This is a genomic window from Candidatus Cardinium sp. TP (assembly GCF_025215055.1).
Lineage (GTDB): Bacteria > Bacteroidota > Bacteroidia > Cytophagales > Amoebophilaceae > Cardinium.
Genome location: NZ_JANAVR010000023.1, coordinates 1 through 16,253, shown reverse-complemented (window position 1 = coordinate 16,253; position 16,253 = coordinate 1). Strand labels below are relative to the sequence as shown.

The 16,253-nt window shown below is 40.6% G+C and carries 18 protein-coding genes and 2 tRNA genes; 10 read left to right on the top strand and 10 right to left on the bottom strand.

Annotated elements, in window-relative coordinates; genetic code table 11:
• Positions 1-243 precede the first annotated feature (243 nt).
• The 6 genes from ftsY to NLX65_RS03540 all read right to left on the bottom strand — a co-directional run bounded on the left by ftsY (position 244) and on the right by NLX65_RS03540 (position 3,236).
• Positions 244-1,188: a signal recognition particle-docking protein FtsY gene (gene ftsY, locus NLX65_RS03565; protein WP_260537234.1), complete on the bottom strand. Its 945-nt coding sequence runs from the start codon at positions 1,186-1,188 to the stop codon at positions 244-246.
• A 70-nt stretch (positions 1,189-1,258) separates the two neighbouring features.
• Positions 1,259-1,417: a DUF4295 domain-containing protein gene (locus NLX65_RS03560; RefSeq protein WP_260537232.1), complete on the bottom strand. Its 159-nt coding sequence runs from the start codon at positions 1,415-1,417 to the stop codon at positions 1,259-1,261.
• 12 nt (positions 1,418-1,429) lie between these two features.
• Positions 1,430-1,615, bottom strand: coding sequence for a 50S ribosomal protein L33 (rpmG, locus tag NLX65_RS03555; RefSeq protein ID WP_260537230.1), 186 nt, complete (start codon positions 1,613-1,615; stop codon positions 1,430-1,432).
• Positions 1,616-1,649: 34 nt separating this feature from the next.
• Positions 1,650-1,907: a 50S ribosomal protein L28 gene (rpmB, locus tag NLX65_RS03550; RefSeq protein ID WP_114910390.1), complete on the bottom strand. Its 258-nt coding sequence runs from the start codon at positions 1,905-1,907 to the stop codon at positions 1,650-1,652.
• Positions 1,908-2,057: 150 nt separating this feature from the next.
• Positions 2,058-2,600, bottom strand: coding sequence for an ankyrin repeat domain-containing protein (locus tag NLX65_RS03545; RefSeq protein ID WP_312025858.1), 543 nt, complete (start codon positions 2,598-2,600; stop codon positions 2,058-2,060).
• A 96-nt stretch (positions 2,601-2,696) separates the two neighbouring features.
• Positions 2,697-3,236 carry an ankyrin repeat domain-containing protein gene (locus NLX65_RS03540; protein WP_260537228.1) on the bottom strand — a complete coding sequence of 180 codons (540 nt, stop codon included), beginning with the start codon at positions 3,234-3,236 and terminating at the stop codon, positions 2,697-2,699.
• A gap of 385 nt (positions 3,237-3,621) precedes the next feature.
• Here NLX65_RS03540 and NLX65_RS03535 point away from each other — a divergent pair, with 385 nt between their 5' ends.
• On the top strand, positions 3,622-5,328 hold the full coding sequence (locus NLX65_RS03535; RefSeq protein ID WP_260537226.1) for a M3 family oligoendopeptidase: 1,707 nt from the start codon (positions 3,622-3,624) through the stop codon (positions 5,326-5,328).
• 269 nt (positions 5,329-5,597) lie between these two features.
• On the opposite strand, the gene NLX65_RS03530 is transcribed toward NLX65_RS03535, so the two are convergent.
• From NLX65_RS03530 to NLX65_RS03520, 3 genes are all read right to left on the bottom strand, one after another.
• Positions 5,598-6,752 (bottom strand): alpha/beta fold hydrolase, encoded by a 1,155-nt coding sequence (locus NLX65_RS03530; protein ID WP_260537224.1) that lies wholly within the window; start codon positions 6,750-6,752, stop codon positions 5,598-5,600.
• 140 nt (positions 6,753-6,892) lie between these two features.
• Positions 6,893-7,729 (bottom strand): glutamate racemase, encoded by an 837-nt coding sequence (gene murI / locus NLX65_RS03525; protein WP_260537222.1) that lies wholly within the window; start codon positions 7,727-7,729, stop codon positions 6,893-6,895.
• Between the two features lie 289 nt (positions 7,730-8,018).
• Positions 8,019-8,092 (bottom strand) — tRNA-Ile (locus tag NLX65_RS03520).
• 425 nt (positions 8,093-8,517) lie between these two features.
• On the opposite strand from NLX65_RS03520, the gene NLX65_RS03515 reads away from it, so the two are divergent.
• Positions 8,518-9,135, top strand: coding sequence for a hypothetical protein (locus tag NLX65_RS03515; RefSeq protein WP_260537220.1), 618 nt, complete (start codon positions 8,518-8,520; stop codon positions 9,133-9,135).
• Between the two features lie 459 nt (positions 9,136-9,594).
• The gene (yidD, locus tag NLX65_RS03510) at positions 9,595-9,852 is read left to right on the top strand and encodes a membrane protein insertion efficiency factor YidD (RefSeq protein WP_260537218.1); all 258 of its coding nucleotides are present in this window, start codon (positions 9,595-9,597) and stop codon (positions 9,850-9,852) included.
• Positions 9,853-10,347: 495 nt separating this feature from the next.
• On the opposite strand, the gene era is transcribed toward yidD, so the two are convergent.
• Positions 10,348-11,256 carry a GTPase Era gene (gene era / locus NLX65_RS03505; protein WP_260537216.1) on the bottom strand — a complete coding sequence of 303 codons (909 nt, stop codon included), beginning with the start codon at positions 11,254-11,256 and terminating at the stop codon, positions 10,348-10,350.
• Positions 11,257-11,354: 98 nt separating this feature from the next.
• On the opposite strand from era, the gene NLX65_RS03500 reads away from it, so the two are divergent.
• The 7 genes from NLX65_RS03500 (at position 11,355) to NLX65_RS03470 (ending at position 15,690) form a co-directional block, all read left to right on the top strand.
• Positions 11,355-11,427, top strand: a tRNA-Met gene (locus tag NLX65_RS03500).
• Between the two features lie 73 nt (positions 11,428-11,500).
• A complete protein-coding gene (gene rlmB / locus NLX65_RS03495; protein ID WP_260537214.1) occupies positions 11,501-12,262 on the top strand; it encodes a 23S rRNA (guanosine(2251)-2'-O)-methyltransferase RlmB in 762 nt (253 codons plus the stop codon).
• Between the two features lie 171 nt (positions 12,263-12,433).
• Positions 12,434-13,090, top strand: a complete 657-nt coding sequence (locus NLX65_RS03490; RefSeq protein WP_260537212.1) for a hypothetical protein — start codon at positions 12,434-12,436, stop codon at positions 13,088-13,090.
• A 14-nt stretch (positions 13,091-13,104) separates the two neighbouring features.
• Positions 13,105-13,794, top strand: a complete 690-nt coding sequence (locus NLX65_RS03485; RefSeq protein WP_260537210.1) for a sodium:solute symporter family transporter — start codon at positions 13,105-13,107, stop codon at positions 13,792-13,794.
• An 86-nt stretch (positions 13,795-13,880) separates the two neighbouring features.
• Entirely contained in the window at positions 13,881-14,168 is a 288-nt protein-coding gene (locus NLX65_RS03480) for a hypothetical protein (protein WP_260537208.1), read from the top strand.
• A gap of 17 nt (positions 14,169-14,185) precedes the next feature.
• Positions 14,186-15,310 carry a hypothetical protein gene (locus NLX65_RS03475; RefSeq protein WP_260537207.1) on the top strand — a complete coding sequence of 375 codons (1,125 nt, stop codon included), beginning with the start codon at positions 14,186-14,188 and terminating at the stop codon, positions 15,308-15,310.
• Between the two features lie 50 nt (positions 15,311-15,360).
• Positions 15,361-15,690 carry a hypothetical protein gene (locus NLX65_RS03470; RefSeq protein ID WP_260537205.1) on the top strand — a complete coding sequence of 110 codons (330 nt, stop codon included), beginning with the start codon at positions 15,361-15,363 and terminating at the stop codon, positions 15,688-15,690.
• Positions 15,691-16,253 lie beyond the last annotated feature (563 nt).

Here is a 16,253-nt window from a genome sequence, read left to right as displayed (position 1 = left end):
TTTTCTTCTGAACTAAAATGCCTGATCTTTTTTCTTCCCATTTGATTAATTTATTTTATTACTCTAAAACTAAACCATGCGGAAAATAAAGTGAAAACTTTTTGTCCTATTTTTTCAGTCCAGTATAAAATTAAGAACAAGCTGTCCGAATAAAGCAGGCCACTATACCTAGAGGTAGGTAGTATATTGCATTATGCGTGAGCGGGAGAGGAGGTAACTTTTGGTGCTAAAGTAGCTTTTTCCTTACCATTTTTGAAATAAAGAAGCAACAAATGCTTGAGGATCAAATGGTTTTAAGTCTTCTACTTTTTCGCCTATACCAATGTACTGGATCGGAATGGAAAACTGATCGGCTATACCTAGCACCATACCCCCTTTAGAGGTCCCATCTAGTTTGGTAACAATGATGCCAGTTACAGCTACAGCCGCTGTAAAAGCCTCGGCTTGCAGAAAGGAATTTTGTCCATTGGTGCCATCTAACACCAACAATATCTCTTGGGGAGTGCCAGGAAGACACTTTTGAATGGTTCGTTTAATTTTGGCTAGTTCATTAATCAGATCTACTTTGGTATGCAGCCGACCAGCCGTGTCTATGATAACGACATCTGTATTATTGCGTAGACTTTGTTGTACCGTTTCATGCGCAACAGAGGAAGGATCTGACTGCATCGCTCGTGCTACTACTTCTGCTCCTACACGATTGCCCCAAATTGTCAGTTGTTCTACCGCTGCTGCGCGAAAGGTATCGGCAGCACCCAGCATAACTTTTTTCCCTTGTGCTATAAACTGTGCTGCCAGTTTACCAATAGTAGTGGTTTTACCTACACCATTTACACCTACTACCAGTATGACATGCGGATAAACGGGTGGCGCAGCCACCTGTGAGGGGGAGGAAATATGTAAAAGCTGTTCCGTTTCAGACTGTAAAATTTGGTCCAATTCAGCTGTAGTCAGGTATTTATCCCGTTCAACCCGTTGCTCTATGGCGCCTATAATCTTAAGCGTTGTAGCTACACCCACATCTGCACCAATCAACAACTCCTCTAACCGATCTAGTACTTCACCATCAACCGTAGACTTGCCAGCAATCACTTTAGATAGCTTTCCCCAAAAAGATTGACGCGTCTTAGATAGTGCTTCTACTAAATGCGGCTTGGTTGACTTAGTAAAAAAATCAAAAATACCCATAGCAAGTAACCTACTTAATACTAAGATTATAAAACCCTATCCTGCCTACAGGCAGGATGGTAGAAGAACACTATCCCTTGCTAGCTACAATCTCTTTGATTACCTCAGAGGCTACAATCCTGCTACGGAAGGTATAAGCCCCTGTTTTTGCTGATTTTTTTACTTGAATCAACTTAGTTAACTTAACCGCATCTCCTTTAGCAAGGGTTGCTACTACTTTCTTTGCCATACTATTTAATAATTATTTAATTTCCTTATGCACGGTATGTCGCTTGAGTATAGGATTATACTTTTTTAATTCCATGCGTGCAGTAGTAGTGGTTCTATTTTTTTCTGTACAATACCTAGACAAACCTGCTACGCCACTACTTTTATGCGCTGTACACTCTAAGATTACCTGCACTCTACCGCCTTTTTTCTTTGCCATTTTTATTTACTACTTTTTACGAGGTTTCACACATTTAAACCAACCAGTGGTATTGCTTGGACAGCGTCCCCTTCTGTTTGGCCTCTTTTAACACCGCATGAATCCCCTTCTTATTGATGGTACGGATCACAGAAGTGCAAACCTTCAATGGAATCCAAATACCCTCTTCTGGAATATAAAAACGCTTTTTTTGCAAATTTGGGTAAAACCATCTTTTGGTTTTGTTGTTTGCATGGGATACATTATTCCCTACAATGGGCTTTTTTCCCGTTATATCACAAATTCTTGCCATGCTTCTCTATGCTTTAAAATACTTACAAATATAGGATAACGAAAGGATTATTCAAATTATTGAACAGAACTTCCTTTTCTTAAAGGGCATCATGTTGGCGTTGCTTTGCCTATCATCATAGGGTCTTTTTTTTGTTTTTAGTCTTGACGTTTACTGGTTGGAAGCTGCGATAGGTTCCTGGAAAAGCTTGTCTTTTCGCTCTAGATTGGGGGGCGTAAGGCCCTTTATATCTGATTTATAGAAACCTACTTTAGCGCGTGGTAAGTTTAGTAATTGAGTAAGTATACTATCATCCTCACCTGTATGGTATTGTACGAGCACCAATGTTTTGGGATGAGCGGGAGAAACTATGGATTGATGCGTAAGGTATTTAATGAACGTACAATTTTTTTGCATCTCCTTAAAATCTTGTGTTTTAATGGCTTGCGCCTGTTTGGCACGCGTATTAGCTATGGCTTCAAGTGTAGCATGTAAAACCGTTCGACCTCTTTTATCCTGTATGGTGAGATCAGCACCCTGGGCAATCAGTACCTTAAGGATATCCTTACGATCTAGCACAGCTGCCCATTGTACTAGAGTATTCCCTTGGTTATCTTGATCATTAATATTGTATTCAGGTAATAAAAATTGGAAAATTTGTAAACTCGTTTCACGAGCAGACTGCTCATCTCCTTCTGCATGTTCTGGGTTTATGGTCCAATATATAGCCGTGCAAGCGCCTATACCCGTTTTTGCGTTGATAGCCGTTTTGCGTTGTATAAATGCCTTGGCTGCTGCTTGCGACAGTATTCATTTTGCATAATTTACAACTGCTTCTATTGCCTTTTGATTATTATTGGCCATTGCCCAGTGCAGGACAGTCATGCCATTGCGGTCTGTTGTATTGATATGCCTACCACTATATTGCAATATTTCTTGTAAAATTTCAAGTTGTTTTGCCCTATATTTCCCTTGTTCATTAAAATCCACGGCATAATGTAATGCGGTCAATCCATTGTTATCTTGTTGATGCATAGCATTTGTAAATTTTTTGCTCAAAAATTCTAATATTACTTTTACAGCATTGTGGTGCTTATTATATACCGCCCAGTGCAGGACCGTTTTGTTGTCTTTATCTACTTGGTTGCTCTGATAATGATGCAACAATAGTTTTAATATGGCTATATTTTTCTTAGCCTCATTGCCACTTTTGTATGAGAATTTTTTACTTACTGCCCAGAGGATAGGAAAATACTGTTGTGTATCTTGTTGGTTAGCCTGTCTATCAGGTGCATGGCTATATTGCTGTTTATCCGCTCTTATATATAGCGGCAACCGCTTTATAGTCATTTTTACACACTGCTTTATGTAATGGATATGGCGCCGCTGCTCTGGTCGTTTTATCTTTTTTTGTGTTGGGGTTTTTAAAATTGCTTGATAAAGTATGATTATTTTTTTTAAAAATTGCCCTATATTTTCTATCCTATTACTAGAGTGGTATACAATAAAGTCTGACTGACTACACGAAAAGATAAAAATGAGTATTATGCTGTATAGCATATAGCAACATTTGTGGTGCGTTGTATAGGGGGGCAGTATGCATGAATGGTGAAAGTTATATGGTGTGCAAGGTTTTAGTAAAAACTTTTTAAAATTTAGCATAGTATTAGCTAATAAGCAAGTAATTTGGATTGTTTATGATCAAATTTTTTTATATACACAAATCTTCATTTATATGATTCAAAAATATATCCGTACTTTTTTGCCAGTAGATTACGTTCTAACAGACTGGCGTTCTATTCAACCTTTTTATACTAATCTGCTGGCCAGAGACCTTTCTTCCTTGGATGGACTCACACACTTTTTAGCCGATTGGAGTGAACTAGAGGGGGTGCTAGAAGAAGATGCTGGCTGGCGTTACATTCATACTTCTTGCGATACCACCGATGCAGTGGCTAAACAGCGCTATGAATACTATATTACCGCCATAGCCCCGCATGTAGCAGCGGTTACAGATCAATTGCATCGAAAAGTTTTAGACGCAAAAGAAGCCCATTTATTACGTCAGGAAACACAATATGCTATCTTTTTTCAAAAAATTGAAAATCAATTGCGTTGCTATAGCAAAGAAAATATACCAATTCATACTGAAATTCAGTTAAATATAAGTAAATTTGGTGTTATTTCAGCTGCGATGATGGTAGAGATAGCTGGCAAAGCGTGCACGTTGCAGCAAGCAGCCGCCCATTTAGAGGCTACCGATAGGTCCTTTCGCAAAGAGGTATATGACAAGATACAGGAGCGCCGGTTGGTGGATAAAGAGGTATTGGATGCACTCTATTCAAAACTGATTCAGCACCGTCATCAATTGGCTTTGAATGCTGGGTTTAAAAATTTTAGAGATTATGCTTTTGTATCCATGAACCGGTTTGACTATACGCCAGAGGATTGCTTTACCTTTCATAGCGCCATCAAAGAAGAAATTGTCCCATTACTGAACGAGCTGGCAGCAGATCGCAAAAAAAAGCTGGGCCTAGCACAGCTGCAGCCATTTGACCATGCAGTGGACGTAGCGGGTAGGAAACCATTGCGCCCTTTTAGGGATCCGGAAGAGTTGGTCGCTAAAACGATTACCGTATTTGAACGGTTAGATCCTTTTTTAGCAGACTGTTTGCGCACCATGCAACAGATGGGCCATTTGGACTTAGCCTCTCGCAAGGGGAAAGCACCTGGTGGGTATAATTATCCTTTGGATGAAACAGGGGTGCCTTTTATTTTTATGAATGCAGCTTCTACGCTAGGTGATCTAGTAACGATGTTTCATGAAGGCGGTCATGCAGTGCATGCTTTTTTAGTACATGGTTTGCGTTTGAATGCTTTTAAACATTGTCCATCAGAGCTGGCAGAATTGGCCTCCATGTCTATGGAGCTACTTACTATGCCGCATTGGGATGTTTTCTTTACCGATCCAGAGGAACTCCATCGTGCCAAAAAAGACCATTTGATACGTGTGATTAGTTGTTTACCCTGGATGGCTACCATTGATGCCTTTCAACATTGGATCTATACACATCCAGAACACACCTTAGCAGAAAGAGAAGCAAATTGGAATCGTATCTTTAGTGATTTTTCAGATAGTATAACAGATTGGTCTGGTTATGAGGTGGTTAAAAACAATTTATGGCAAAAACAGCTCCATCTTTTTGAAGTACCTTTTTATTACATTGAATATGCTATTGCGCAGCTTGGTGCAATAGGCGTATGGCAGCAGGCGCAAGTAAACCCTTCACAAGCCTTGTGTAACTACCTAAATGCATTAAAGCTAGGCTATACTGCCTCCATGCGTACGGTCTACCAAACGGCTGGTGTTTCTTTTGATTTTAGTAGGGAACACATTCGTTCCCTGGCACAATCTGTGCGTAAAGCTTGGAGTAGGTGGTAAGGAATTTTTGTCCACTTTTTTATCAAGAAAAAAGTGGACAAAAAATCAAGCCCTCGGTAAAAAGCCACTGAAAAGTGGCAGCTTACAGATGGAAAAACAGAAAGCGCCCCCAAAGAGGGCTTCAAAGGAAACTATTTTTCCTAATCATCTGTAAAATGCCACTTTCTACACCGCGACCTTTTACAGAGGCGTTGTTCTTTTAAAACAAAAGGCAGTGACTTGAGCAGATAAGATTTCCCTTAAGTTCACGTCATTGGTTGAACAGCTTCCTATTTTTTTGTATCTACGCGTTTTTGGGTAGTTTCTGGTAATTCCCTGTCAATAAATTCTTTAATCGCTTCGAACATCTGAGGATGTTCGAGTATAGCTTTAGTGCCTGGAGAGCAGAATTCGACTAAACAGGCATCATGAGGGGCATCTTGTATGACCACGCATTTGAAGTTTTTATTATCTTTTGAGATATTCGATGCAAGTTGACTGGAAAGAGGAACGACCATATCGTGTCTTTGCTCAGGATCGTTACTGTCAACTATAAGATTAGTTAATATTGTATCTGGATTTAGATTTAGATCTAGACCTAGATCTGGTATTTCCATATTAGTGGAACTTGTTCCTCCTATAGCTCGTATAGGGATGCCTGGTTTATGGAGGTTTTTCGATATTTCAGTTAAAAATTGACTACCTGGTATTAAATCCTTGACTCCAGGCTGATTCTTGGAGTCTGTTAAAGCCTTTAACAAGTTCGGTATACTATGATCGGGGCTAAAAATAAAAAGGGCCTGACTAAAACCATCGAGTATAGGCTTTAATGTTGGATCGTGCATAACGCTAGGTCCCCCTTCCCATGGCGAAGCTATTGTAACAATCCCCTTTATATCTAAACCTTCGTTCCTTGCAGCTATAGCACAAGCACGGAGCCCCCCTTGGCTATGTCCCATTAGTAGGATAGGGCTGTTAACTCCGTGTTCTGGACACGTTAAAAGTGTTTTAAGTTCTTCGAAGCTTAAGTCAGCTTGATCTTTTATAGAATGTAAGAACGTCTTGTCTCCCTCTACACTTTTCAAAGCAACTATCTTGGCGGTAGGGTACGCTTTTTCCAGGTTGCCTTTCAATATATCAAAACAAGAAGCATCTGAACCCAATCCATGCAACAAGACAATTAATGGTTGTCCAGCACCTTGAGTCGCATTCGGTGAACCCGTTGTGCCATTCGGTGGGAGGTTAGTGTTGTACGGTGACGCATCACTACCTTTATTATGAGCAGTTAATGGTTTCCTTGTATCTTGAGAGTCATCTAGTGAAACCGTTGCGCCATTCGTTTGGATGGTAGTGTTGCGCAGTGACTCACACTTATTTTCACAACCAACAATAGAAAGAAAAAAAATAGTTAGGTAAATAGAAATATTAAATTTAATCTTAAACATTTGATTGTCAGGTTTTTATATTATATTAATTCTATTTTAGAATGGAATGGCTATGGCCTCAATCAACAGAACAGGTGTGAAATATTTTTCAAATGTAAGTAAATTAAATCAAATACAGCGTTATGGTACGATGCATAGGATTAGCCTCCTGATTCCGTATCATCCGTTAGGTTAATAGCTATAGGGGTTTGACCAAATAGTTGTTGTGTGGCATTTTGAAAGGATGTGGTTAATGCGGTGGCCATAAAACAATCGGGTAGCTTTTTTGTTGTGTGGCTTAAAAGATTCCGTTTGGTGAGCAATTGCTTGGCCGCTAATGCGGTAAGCCCTGCTGCGTCTATTACCTCAACTGTTTTTTGATCTCGTGCCCTTAAAATGCTTTTTAATGTTTTGCTTAAAAATAGATAATGGGTACAAGCTGGGATGACGGCATCTAAATGTTTGAGTTGACTTAAATAATAATGTACCAAACGGTAATCTACCTTTTCTCCATTAAAACAAGCGTTTACCATCGGAACCAGTAGGGGTGTGGCTAGCGCCGTAAGTGTGATCCCAGTGGAGCGCAATCGTTCTGTGTAGATGCCAGATGCCACGGTATACTTGGTGCCTATAAGGCCTATCTTCTTATAACGGTTGGTTCTATAGAGGTAGCTGATAACTGGATCAATCACATTGATCACAGCTATTTCTTTCGTTTTCAGATAAGCAGGTAAGCAGTGAGCTGCAGCAGCAGTAGCGGTGTTGCAAGCCATCACCAGTAATTTATAGCCTTTACGTAAGCAAAGATCGACTACTTCTCTTACGTAACCACATAACGCCATAGATCCCTTCTCGCCATAAGGTAAATTTTTCGTATCTCCGATATAATGGATTGATTCTTGCGGCAAAAGTGATTGAATGGCGCTCGCAATGGCCAAACCACCTACACCACTGTCATAAATGGCAATAGGCGCATGCTTATTGGGATGAGAATGCACAGTATCTGTTCACGTTACTGGTTAATAATGGATTGTATCCCACTTTTTTCTTGATAAAAAAGTGGGCAAAAAACCAAGCTTTCGCCAAAAAGTGGCTGAAAGTGTCATCTTCCAGATGGAAAAACAGAAATCGCCCCCTGTGGGAGTTTTAAAGGCAACTGTTTTTCCACATCATCTGTAAAATACCACTTTTTACACCGCGACTTTTTACAGGGGCGTTTTTCTTTTAACGCAAAAAACCAGCGATTGGAAGAGATACAATGCACAATAGAGCAGTAAGTAAATGAGGTGGGCCCACCAGGACTTGAACCTGGGACCTGCTGATTATGAGTCAGATGCTCTAACCGACTGAGCTATGGGCCCTTGTAAGAAACCTATCGCAGCAGGGCACTCCCTGGCAGCGAAATGAACAATACTCCACAATAGTACGTCTTTTTTTATAAAAAACCAGGGATTGTGTTTGAATTGTAGCGCTATTTTGATCTGTACTACTTGTAAGGGCACTATTTTCTCATCTATCCGTTTGTTGCATCTGTTGGGTCAATAACTGGGGCTTAAGGAGTATATGTTAATTGACTGTCAAATAAAAGTATCTATAGATACGATTTCCATTAAGCCTACGCCATGGTCTGTTCGTTAATCGTCTGTTTTTGTATTCGACTTATTTTTTTTAGCTTTAAAGAAGCCATTCGGTTAGGGTTGTATTTTTTTTACCTTGCTCTATTTTGATTTTGTCTATGCGTTATTGTTTATGCTTGTTATCCCCTTTGAGGAGGCCTTTAATAGCTATGGTTCCATTGTGTCTGTTGTGGGCTGGCGCTTGCCCTTCGGAAAAACAAAAAGATGAAACGTTGCATCCGAAGTGGGATCAGCTGAATGAACCAGAAGATAAGTTCCCTGAAAATCAGTGTATCTTTACCAAATTTGGTGCGGAAGGCTTCCGTTTGCACGTTACGCATCAGCAACAGCCATTTAATACCCGTGATTGTTTTAAACAATTTGAGAAAAATATTATACATACGGATCAAAATGTAAATAGCTGGGTGGTAACGCCCCATTTTTATGGTAGTGTGACGGAGGAAAAGTTCCCAAAAACCATGCAAGCGGGCATGCGCTATAGGTTTGATAAGGATGATACAGCGGATGGTATACCCCTATCATTTTTAGAAGAGTGGTTGGCCATAGATTCTGCTATCGATCCTAAGGAAGCCATTTTGATTGTTTCTACAGGCATAGAAGGTAAATTAGGGGTAAGCGATGCGCTTAAAAAGGCCCTAAAGGATAAACAAGATCAAGGCGCCATTAAAGCCTATTACATCGTAAGGTCTAAGGAGGCGGTAAGGCTACATAATAGGTGTGTTAAAGAGGGGGAAACGGTCTTTACCTTTATCCATATGGCTGGGTAGTGCGTTTTTTTGACATCATTTGTAGTGAAGTAGCTCGGCAGTTAAAGAAGTTGGGGCTATAAAGCATTTTTTGTACGCTTGTGCTTACGTATCTGTTTAGCGCAGTGGTTTTTATTAGGTATCCGTTCAAGTGACTGGTTTGTTGGGTTAAAAACCGCCCCTGTAAAAAGTCGTGGTGTAGAAAGTGTCATCCTACAGATGATTAGGAAAAACAGTTTCCTCTGAAGCCCCCAAAAGGGGGCGCTTTCTTTTTTTCCATCTGTAGGATGCCACTTTCAGCGGCTTTTCACCGACGGCTTGATTTTTTGTCCATTTTTTTATCAAGAAAAAAGTGGGATAAAGTTCATTATTAACCAATGGAGAGAATGGATACTTTTATTTGATAATCAATAAAAAATAATTAGGTTGATCCCATTGCGTCAACAGATATAAGTTTTTTCTCTATCACACCCTTTTATCATGGCAAAATTCCGAAATGGGTTGGTGCTATTTTCCAGGCTCCTGAGGCGATTGTGTAGTTTGGCTATTGCCATCTATCAACATTGTATTGCCCCTTTGTACCCGTCTGTCTGTCGTTTTCAACCCAGCTGTTCGCATTATGCAAAAGCAGCTTTTGCCAAGTATGGCTTGCGCAAGGGTATGCTGCTTACCTTACGTAGGTTGCTCCGCTGTCATCCTTGGGGAGGTAGTGGGTATGATCCATTAGACCTCGTTTGAAGTACCTATTCAGCCCGCTGGCCCTGTTGCTCTGAACAAACAATGGCATCCCGCCTAAGGAATATATTATATGGACTGTATAATGAAAATATCATTTTAATCGATATTTGATGCTATTTCGTCAAGTTAAAACGCTTATGTCCGGTATGTGCTCAGCGCGATGGTTTCTTGCGTCAAAAAAAACCGCCCCTGTAAGATGCCACTTTCAGCGGCTTTTTACTGACGGCTTGATTTTTTCACTTTTTTATAAAGAAAAAAGTGAAAAAAATCATTATTAACCAGTAATGTGAACAGATACTATGGCCGCCGATAAAAAAAGTTGGCGGATATAAGCGGCCACGGGCAGCGGCATATACCAACTAGCCATTTTCATCTTTGTGCTAGAATAGATTTCCCTGAATCTTACGCCATGGAGGGCACACCAACGATCTGATAGATAGCGTTGCCCTAAAATGGCATCAAAATAACCATTAGTCATCTAACTTCGCAAGTAGTCTACTGATTTCCATTTTTCTTTTTTAGAACCGTTGGATAACCAAATCTTTTTAAGAGTAATTGATTTTTTCGCCAGTCTGGGGTAACCTTCACACGTTGTTCTAGGAAAATTTTCTTTTGAAAAAAGTTTTCTAATGCTTCCCTGGCTGCTATCCCTAACTTTTTCAGCGCATCCCCTCTTTGGCCAATGAGAATACCTTTCTGGGTTTGGCGCTCTACATGTATAATCGATCGAATTTTAATCAGGTTTTCCATTTCCTTAAAGGCGTCTATCACTACTTCTACACTGTAGGGTATTTCTTGATGGTATTGGCCTAGTATTTTTTTACGTATGATTTCCTGTACAAAAAATCGTTCTGGTTTATCTGTTAAGGTTGTTTCTGGATAATAAGGAGGATGAATAGGCAACCGTTGAACAATTTGTTGGATGAGTGCATCGATGTTTTCATTTTTTATGGCTGATATCGGTAGGATGGATAGGTCTGGGTGGTGGTGGCGCCAATAGGCCATTCTTGTATGGAGTTGGCCAGCTGTGATTAAATCTACTTTATTCAACGCCAATAGGATCGGCTTTTTGGTGCGGTTTGCAAAAAACTGGACCTCGAGGTCGTTGACATCTACTAGCCAGATGATCAGGTCTGCATCTGCATGCGCGACTTTTACCGCTTCCATCATGGCTGTTTGTAGCGGATAAGCAGGTGTAATCACACCTGGTGTATCCATATACACAATTTGAAAGTTTTGCCCAGAAACAATCCCATGGAGTTTATGGCGTGTCGTTTGTGCCTTGGAATGAGTAATCGCCAGTTGTTCACCGACCAATAGGTTCATTAAGGTAGATTTGCCTGCATTGGGTTTGCCAATAATAGCTACAAAACCACACTTATATTCATTGTTAGCTTCATCCATACGCATCATATATTTGCAATGTTACAAAAAAACATATAAATTCGTAATAATTCAAGTGGCTGCATAGGGAATGTAGCACTTGATAGTGAAGACTTTACCGCGGGGTGGAGCAGTTGGTAGCTCGTCGGGCTCATAACCCGAAGGTCATAGGTTCGAGTCCTATCCCCGCAACTTTTCCTTCTTAATTTAAGGCCTGCTGTAAAATGCCCCTTGCAGCAGATTTCGCTGTTGTAAACTTCTTGCTATGAACCCTTCTCAAAAAACATCTAACACTCCATTACGTTTTATTTTTGGCTGTAGGGCAATTATAGAGACCATACGTGCGGGCCAAACGATTGATAAAGTTTTTTTTCAAAATAAGCTGAAAACAGCGCGTGTAAAGGAATTGTATGACCTGGTGCGTCAACATGAAATTCCTTTTAGTTATGTGCCCATTGAAAAATTGGTGCGCATAGTGCGTGGCAACCACCAAGGTGTCGTAGCCATTTTATCGCCTATTGTCTTTACCCCTTTAGATGCCTTGGTGCAGGCCACTTTTGAAAAAGGAAAAGCCCCTTTAATCGTGGTACTCGATGGCGTAACAGATGTACATAATGTAGGCGCTATTGCTCGTACTGCGCTTTCTATGGGTGTGGATGCATTGGTACTACCTACCCAAGGCAGTGCTGCTTTAACAGGTGCAACAATGAAAACCTCAGCAGGTGCATTGGCCACCTTGCCCATCTGTCGCGTAGCAGATTTAGGTAAGGCCTTGCGTTATTTACAAGCCAGTGGATTGACCCTATTGGCTTGTCATGCACAAGCTGCACAAGTCGTATACAAGGTAGACTTAACCCTACCTACTGCGTTGCTTTTAGGTGGAGAAGGGTCAGGTATAGCGGCAAAACATTTAAGCGTAGCTACACAGCATATCTGCATTCCTATGCAAGGCCCTATTGCTTCTTTTAATGTCTCTGTGGCAGCTGGTATTATGCTTTACGAAGTGTTTCGGCAACGTTTGGCATAACCCGTTCCGCCTATCTATTCAGGGGTATAGCATCAGTTGCTTGCTATCTTTATACACATTTCTTTACTTGATTTTTTATAAAAAAAATGCGTATTATGAAAGCTGGCCTTAGCGCTATAACTATTTTGTGATTTTTTCAAATTAACCGCTTGTTTTTAATCGCTTGCTTGTATGCTATGTTTTGATGTTTCGCTATGGATAGTGGCTGTTTTTTTGTTATTAACTTTGTTGGTAGCTATTTATTTTAGTAGGAAAAAAACTTCTTTTCGAGAATATGCAGTAGGGAGTAAACAATTTTCTACTGCGACCTTAGTCTTTACTGTATTGGCTACTTTGTATGGAGGAGGAGGGCTAGTGCGTAATGTAGAGTGTGTGTATAGTATGGGCTTATCGTGGATGATGCTCACCTGGTTGTCTTCTTTGGGTTTATGGGTTGTGAGTAGATTGGCTTTACGTATGGGGCCATTTATGCACCACCTCTCTGTTGCCGAAACGATAGGCCATATTTATGGTAGATATCCCAGTATGATAGCTGTACTTGTGGGTATCTGTAGCGCTATCTTTAGTATTACGATGCAAATCACCGTAATGTCCCAGGCTATTGGCATGTGTTTTCAGGCAGCTAATCCCTATATCGTTCCTATCTTGACCACTTTACTCCTTATTTTTTATTCTACCTTTGGTGGCATTCGTGCTGTTACCTTTACAGATGTATTGCAGTTTATAACCTTTGCGGTTGTTATTCCTATTCTCGCTTGGTTTATGTTTCTAACAGTAGATAAACCCGTGTTCACCCTTCTGCCTATGCTACCGCAGATTCTTGTTTAAATGCTTGTGCGATTATGGTGAGTCATGATATAGTCAAAGGACTATATAACGGGCAAGAGCTGGCTGATGCGTTTCAGGTCAAGATCGCACGGTGGCCTACGCTAGTAGTAGGTCTATTGGCTATGTTACTCGCCTTTTACTGCAATGACTTATTGCAGCTGCTCTATTGGGGGCTTGCTTCTCTTGTGCCTGTCGTAACGGCGCCTTTCATCTTGGCCATTTTAGGCTTTCGAGGTACCTCACGTACCGCTTTGATTGGTATGGTTACAGGTGTACTCATTATTTTATTTTGGAACAAATGGGTGCAAGCTTTCATAAGGTGGGATGGCTCTTTTCTGGCTATGGTAGCCAATGGTCTGGCTATGATGGCTGCCCACTATCTACTCAAGCAGCCCAAAAGTGCAGGGTCGGTTGAACCAGATAACGAGTTTAAACAAATGCAACAAGCGCATGCGCGGCAGAGGGCGGAACGTAAAGAAGCCATTAAAAATGCTTGGATGAATCCAAAAGTTACTTTGGCTAAGTTGAGACCCAGTGATCGTACACTATGTTTAACCGGACTCTATATGATTATTACCACTGTTCTGGGGTATTGGTTTATTAAGCCAGATCACATTTATTGGGCTATATACCAGGTACTTTTGGGTGCTATTTTTACCGCTTATAGCTTAGTTGCACGTTATAAAACTTTTTTAGCCAAGTAAGCCCAAACTGGTTCATTGGTTTATGTTGGCTGATAGGTTTGGTAGTTTATCTTCCTGCCCGCCTACTTTGACATTGGTGGCACCTAGTGGATCCCGTTTTTAGTGCATCTTTATCCTTGGCCTATTATGCTATAATCTTATGGGTATTGCCGCTCTATTTGGGTATAGGGGTTGTAGCCATTATATGCGTAGTAGCCATTTATCCGATCTCTGTTGGATTGTCCTTTTCAGCCTTATCTGCTCTGTTGCCGTTGTTTATGGTAACCCTACTCGTTGTGGCTATTATTATTTGTTGTAAAGCCAAAATGGGTGGTTATATGGTGCAAAATTTTTACCTAAAAATCAATATAAGGTTAGGGCATCTCAAAAATTAAAGGAATCCCTTTATGACTTGTCTACGGTTCCATCTACTGTGCCCAATGTCTCTAAAGGCTATGGCGCTATTTTAGAACAAGTAATAGGTAAAGTAGAGCAATCTGTTTCCTTTTTAGATAGCAGCATCCCTCTATATAAGGAGGATTTTCAGGGTATTATCAATAAACTATATGATTGGGCTGCCTATTTTAATAAAAGAGAAAAGGCCAAGGCACATGCCCTATTGCAACCTACTAAGATTACCTTAGATAAGTTGGTGCGTAAAGTGGAGTTTGCTTTGTCTCAAGAGGTGGCTGATCCGTCTAGGCTACTTGTGGAGCACAAGAAAGAGTCTACGGGAGAGGGATCCTTCTATATTGTATGTGATATCAATCAGGTAGTATATGTATTGGTTCAGGCTGTTCTACGGGTGAGTAGGTTAGAGGGTGTTTGCGCACCTATTGTTGGCATACAATTGCACCACACTACCTTTCAATTTAAGCAAGCAGATCCTTTTGAGGGCAGTTACCCTTTATTTATGCTTTTCCCAGCTACGGCCTTTGTGGTAAGTCAGGTACCTATTGCTTCTGAGCAACTGCCTAAAGTGAAAGACCTTTATGATGATAGGATCGATGTGATGGGTCCTCGAGGGAGGAAGGAAACACCCCCATCCATAGACCTTCAGCAAGAAACCATATCCAGTATTGTCGGTGCCCATTATGGTTATTTGGAATATGGTCCTGATGGGCAGCAACCCACGCTACTCCTGGTACTGCCTAGTGATCTCAATGAAATCCTTAGGAAGATCACGACTAAGCTACCTATAGATTGCTTAACCTCAGACACGCCTGTTACCCTTAATAAACAAGCCGATTCCATGATGGAGTTAATGCAGTTCCATGACCATGTCTCTCAATTTTCTCATGACATAGATCCTATTGATGCAGGTACGATTTCAGGCTTGCTTTTATTACTCAGGCAACACTTTCGCTTTAAGCGGCATGCTTCGGGTCAATTGTTTTATGTACGCGCGGTAGGGATTGCTAAATTAGTGGTAGAATGGGTTTTCACTCCCCTAAAGTCATTTATGCCGCTTTGCTCTATGAATTGGTACGTCATACCTGTTTGCCGCTTTCTTATGTCAGGGACGATTATAATTTAGGTGTCTATGCCTTTGTATTAAATATACTAGGGGTATAGAAACGAAAAGAGTTGTACCATCCTTCTTTGCTTTACCTGGAGAATCGATATCCTTCTTTGCTTTACCTGGAGAATCGATTAGAGAAGGCGATCAAAGAAGATCACATACAGCTTTCTGTATTGTTTATCAAGTTAGCTGAACGGCTCTATGATCTACGTTACGCTGCGGGCTATAGCCATGTAGAAGAAGTAGCGCATATGGTCCAAGAAACGCTCGCCATAGATGTTAAATTGGCCAATCAATACTTAGGTGTAGAGATAGGGGAGGCATTGGAAAGTGCCGCTAAACAGGTACTAAAGGTGTGCAAAGACAAAAGCAAGGACAAGGATAAGGATAGTTAAGGCGCCTCTATTTTTGGGCTTGAGGATCTATAGCTTCTATCTGAAAGCGTTGTTTCCAATGCAAAATTTGCCGCGCTTTGCAGCATGATTGTATTTGTTCATTCACTGGCGTCAACGTTAGTGCGATCCGAAGTCGCGAAAGCGTGAGGGTTAAATTCCCTCTTCCCTAAACATCAGGGATAATGTATAGCTCACGTTTTAGAGTCTGGCACCCTCTAGGATGGAAGCAAGAGATAAAAGCAGGTAATGTTAAACCTTATAGCAAATCCCTTCAAACAGAGTTAAGCAAGATTACGAGAGAAACTTATGTCAGAATTGTCATTAGGCCAAATATGGGAAATAAGGTTGAAACGTATAAAACAAAATTTACGAAGCACAATAGGAACTAAAGGTTAAGTTACTTTAGTTATAGATGTTCTCAGCTTCGGTCAAATAGTTGTAGTAGTTAGGATTTAATCTGACAGGCAATAAAAATTTAGTGTCTAAAGTTGTCAGTTAAGTTTAATGTGTCAGGTGTTCTTTTAAGATACGCAATTTGATTATTTTTTTCAAGGACTAATTTT

Coding starts and splice junctions, on each gene's coding strand:
- NLX65_RS03485 (WP_260537210.1), top strand. CDS start 13,105: ATGGTGAGTCATGATATAGTCAAAGGACTATATAACGGGCAAGAGCTG.
- NLX65_RS03530 (WP_260537224.1), bottom strand. CDS start 6,752: ATGTTTAAGATTAAATTTAATATTTCTATTTACCTAACTATTTTTTTT.
- rpmB (WP_114910390.1), bottom strand. CDS start 1,907: ATGGCAAGAATTTGTGATATAACGGGAAAAAAGCCCATTGTAGGGAAT.
- ftsY (WP_260537234.1), bottom strand. CDS start 1,188: ATGGGTATTTTTGATTTTTTTACTAAGTCAACCAAGCCGCATTTAGTA.
- NLX65_RS03515 (WP_260537220.1), top strand. CDS start 8,518: ATGGTTCCATTGTGTCTGTTGTGGGCTGGCGCTTGCCCTTCGGAAAAA.
- yidD (WP_260537218.1), top strand. CDS start 9,595: ATGGCAAAATTCCGAAATGGGTTGGTGCTATTTTCCAGGCTCCTGAGG.
- NLX65_RS03540 (WP_260537228.1), bottom strand. CDS start 3,236: ATGACTATAAAGCGGTTGCCGCTATATATAAGAGCGGATAAACAGCAA.
- NLX65_RS03560 (WP_260537232.1), bottom strand. CDS start 1,417: ATGGCAAAGAAAGTAGTAGCAACCCTTGCTAAAGGAGATGCGGTTAAG.
- rpmG (WP_260537230.1), bottom strand. CDS start 1,615: ATGGCAAAGAAAAAAGGCGGTAGAGTGCAGGTAATCTTAGAGTGTACA.
- rlmB (WP_260537214.1), top strand. CDS start 11,501: ATGAACCCTTCTCAAAAAACATCTAACACTCCATTACGTTTTATTTTT.
- NLX65_RS03490 (WP_260537212.1), top strand. CDS start 12,434: ATGCTATGTTTTGATGTTTCGCTATGGATAGTGGCTGTTTTTTTGTTA.
- era (WP_260537216.1), bottom strand. CDS start 11,256: ATGGATGAAGCTAACAATGAATATAAGTGTGGTTTTGTAGCTATTATT.
- NLX65_RS03535 (WP_260537226.1), top strand. CDS start 3,622: ATGATTCAAAAATATATCCGTACTTTTTTGCCAGTAGATTACGTTCTA.